The organism is uncultured Campylobacter sp. (genome assembly GCF_938041645.1).
Classification (GTDB): domain Bacteria; phylum Campylobacterota; class Campylobacteria; order Campylobacterales; family Campylobacteraceae; genus Campylobacter_B.
This window is the reverse complement of record NZ_CALIST010000064.1, coordinates 1-3,677: the sequence shown is the minus strand read 5'-3', so window position 1 is coordinate 3,677 and position 3,677 is coordinate 1. Positions and strand designations below refer to the sequence as shown.

The window sequence follows — 3,677 nt, the reverse complement described above, 5'->3', positions numbered from 1 at the left end:
ATTTACAGCGTGTTTGCTTTTTAATTTACGTTGGATAAATTCTATGAATTCCGTAAAGCTTTAAAAAAGATTTACGATCTAAATTTTATTAATGAAATTTTTAGTTTAAAGTTTTATATCTAAATTTTAAATTTTAACGCAGCTATTTTGATAAGGCGCTTGCAATTAAAACTATTCGCCGAAATTTTGATGCCAACACTTATCTATGAAATTTATCTCGAGCCTATAAAATTACACGACGCCTTTAATTTAATCAAAATTTTGCTACTATGCGTGAAAAATTTAAGGAGTTTCATGCAATCAGGCAAATTTACTCTCGCGATCATTGTGGTGAATGTCCTATTCTTCGTGATTTCATTCGCATTAGAATATTTTTTCGGCTTTAAGTCCTACCTGTTTTTCGGGCTCAATCCATATTTTTTTGAGGGGATGCCGTGGCAGCTACTAAGTTCATTTTTTATGCACGGCGGAGTGATGCATCTAGCGATGAATATGGCGGTTTTATATCAATTTGGTGGGATTTTAGAGCGGGCGTTCGGTGGGATAAAATTTACGCTACTTTACATCGCAGGCGGGCTGCTGAGCGGCGCTTTATGTCTGGTTTATATCCGTTATGCCATGAGCATGGGAGAAATCGTCAATATCGTAGGCGCTAGTGGCGCTATTTGCGTGCTTTTAGGCGTGATTGCTTATTTTGATGAACGCAATGCGGGTGGGATTTTTATCGCGATTTTGATAATGAGCTTTGCGCCGATGCTAATGGGCGTAAATGTAGCATGGTATGCGCACATAGCGGGATTCGTGGTCGGTTATGGCTTTGGAATGATCCAGAAAAAATTTAGAATTTTGTAGAATTTAACGCTAAATTTCACATAAAATTTTATGAAAGGATGCAGATGAAACGGATATATTTTATAAGACATGCCGAGGCGCAAAGCGGCAACGGAAGCGATTTTGAGCGGACATTAAGCTATGCGGGCGAACTTTGTGCAAATAAACTTGGAGAAAAGCTGCGTAGCTTGGGACTTATGCCTGATTTGATTATTACAAGTTCGGCTATACGCGCACTCCATACGGCGCAAATTATCGCTAATGCGCTGGGCGCGACAAAAAAGATAGCGTCATTGCGAGAGTTATACGACGCAAGCTTATGGGATTTGGCAAAGTTTGTTCGCAGCTTGGATGAGATACGATTTTTTGGGTGCGGTGTGAATGTTGAAAAATACAATGTGGTTGGTCTGAGTAGCGAAAAACATCGCGACGCAAACGCTGAAAATTCTGCTTTTAAGAGCACTAAAAATCCCGCTAGCATTAGCGAAAATAATGCGATATCTTGCAATAATGTGGAAATTTCTAGCACAGATGTTATGCAAAATTTTAATGCAGCTAGCGCAGAATGCGTATTTATCGTTGGACATAATCCGGCAATAGGCGGAATTTGCTCGCTTTTAGGCAAGAAGGAAGTCGATAAATTTCCTCCTTGTTCGATTTGCGGCTTAGAATTTAACATTCATAAATTCTCAGATATTACCGATCATAGCGGCAAAATGGTAATGTTACAACGCCCTTAATTACGCTTTTAACGCTTCATAATTACAATCAGGCGGCTCGTTGGCGCATTTAAAGCTGCTTTTACTGAGCATTGTTATATACTCGTAAACAAGACTGCGCGGCAAAATTAGCAAGTTATTTTTGAGATAACTTTAAAATTTTAAAAAATTTCCAATGATGTGACTAGCCTTGAAAATCGCAGGCTTAAATAAGCCAGAAAACTAAATTTCATATTTTTAGATAATCGAGCGTTAGCGCTTTTGCTTAAAATTCTATTTGCTTTGTAAAAAGCTTGAGTTTAAATTTTTCGGACGAAAATTTCGTGCTGAAATTTTCTCAAAAACATAAATTTATTGAGAAGAATAAAATTTATTAAGTAAAATTTAATAGTAGCCGTGGTATCATTCCCCAAAAATTTTGATAGGGAATTAAAATGAGACAGTACGAAACTTACAGATGCGACAAATGCGGCGCGGAGGTCGAGGTGCAAAAAGTAGGCGGCGGCGCGCTTAGCTGCTGCGGCGAGCCGATGAAATGCATCACCGAGGATCTGACGCAGGTAAATTTGATGAAAGCGTTTGCAGGCGAGTCCCAGGCGCGCAATAAATACGATCTTTACGGCGATTTAGCCAAAGAGGCGGGCTTTCACGCCATTGCGCGACATTTTTACGAGGCCGCCGAAAATGAAAAATGGCACGCTAGAGCCGAGCTAAAGGCGCATCATGCGGCCGCAGGCATTCCGCTTGATAAGATGGATAAAAATCTGCTTGATGCTGCCGCCGGCGAGCGCTACGAGCACGAGAGCATGTATCCGAGCTTCGCTAAAATCGCAACCGAAGAGGGCAAAAAAGAGGTTGCGCGCCTTTTTAACGCTATCGGCAAGGTCGAGGAGGAGCACGAGCGCGAATACAATGAGCTTCAAAAGATCCTGCTAGAGGAAGGCTTTTTCGAGAGTTTTGACGAGGAGGTTTGGGTGTGCGAGGTCTGCGGCCACGTCCATCGAGGCAAGAAGGCTCCAGGCGCCTGTCCGCTTTGCAAGGCTCCGCGCGAGTATTTCAAAAAACAAAGGCTTGTCTGATTTGACGCTTGCGGCACAGTGTTTTTTGCGATAGTTTTTGAAGCCGTCGCAAATCTCGTTTATTGTCGCGAGCCGATCGCTTAAATCTCGACTTAAAATTTTGCGCGAGATTTCGTCTTTTTGCTCCTTTTTGCCGCGAATTCCGTGGCTAGACGAAATCTCGGGCTAAATTTGTTTAGCCTAAACTCCTTTTCTTATCCCCCTAAGAAATGAAATCCTGCTCGCAAGAGCGGGATTTCTGTCGTAAAATAAATCTAAAATAAATCATGCCGATGATTTTATCTCTTTAAATTTTATTAGAAATTTCTATATGATTCCTGCGCTGTTTACAAAACAAGCTTCGCGTCGGTAAATTTTGCAGCAAACTTTGGTGGCAAATCTTTTGCATTTTTAAATTTTAAGGAGAATTCAGTGCGATGAGAACTCGAAAGCAAATCAAACTATAAAATTTTGAGGGTTTAAATTTTAAATCAGAAATTCCATCCTTGCGGAATTTGCAGATAAATTTTATATCCGCTACCTCTTAATATGTCGATTATCTTTTGCTTATAAAATCCTTGGATGAAATCCCGTATCGTCAAAATTTAAATGAAATTTTATACTAAATTTATCTGGAATTTTAGGCAAAATCGCATGAGAAAATCTAAAAAGTAAATTATTCTATATTCCAAAAGAGTAAAATTTTAGATTCTTTTGCGATCAAGCTCTAAGGCTCGCGCGTTAATTTAAAATTTTGCCGAGTTAAATTCTAAAGCTCGCAAGGTAAAATTTTTAGGTTCTGTTATGCTAGTATGAAAAACAAATTTCAGAATTTTTCAAAATAAAATTCCAAATTTTTTAGAAAATAAATTCCATTTTTATCTTCTAAATAATAACCATTCCTATTTTGACTACTTAAATTCAAAATTTTAAAACTTTTAGAATCTAAATCTTCTTCTCTATCAGTTCCAAAATATACATTATCCTTATCTTTTGAAAAATCATTATTCAATACTTCAAATGTTTTTATATCAGCTCCTTTTATCAAAGGCTCTTTTTCAACAATCCA

General features: G+C 38.4%; 4 protein-coding genes. 3 read left to right on the top strand and 1 reads right to left on the bottom strand.

Going from position 1 to position 3,677, the window contains the following annotated elements; all coding sequences use genetic code 11:
- Positions 1 to 294: 294 nt before the first annotated feature.
- From Q0600_RS09365 to Q0600_RS09355, 3 genes are all read left to right on the top strand, one after another.
- The gene (locus Q0600_RS09365) at positions 295 to 852 is read left to right on the top strand and encodes a rhomboid family intramembrane serine protease (protein WP_298759589.1); all 558 of its coding nucleotides are present in this window, start codon (positions 295 to 297) and stop codon (positions 850 to 852) included.
- A gap of 44 nt (positions 853 to 896) precedes the next feature.
- Entirely contained in the window at positions 897 to 1,571 is a 675-nt protein-coding gene (locus Q0600_RS09360) for a histidine phosphatase family protein (protein WP_298759586.1), read from the top strand.
- Between the two features lie 413 nt (positions 1,572 to 1,984).
- Positions 1,985 to 2,629: a ferritin family protein gene (locus Q0600_RS09355; protein ID WP_297905172.1), complete on the top strand. Its 645-nt coding sequence runs from the start codon at positions 1,985 to 1,987 to the stop codon at positions 2,627 to 2,629.
- Between the two features lie 805 nt (positions 2,630 to 3,434).
- Here the strand turns inward: Q0600_RS09355 and Q0600_RS09350 are convergent.
- Positions 3,435 to 3,677 (bottom strand): DKNYY domain-containing protein (locus Q0600_RS09350; protein WP_298759583.1); only part of this gene is annotated, 243 nt, incomplete at its 5' end.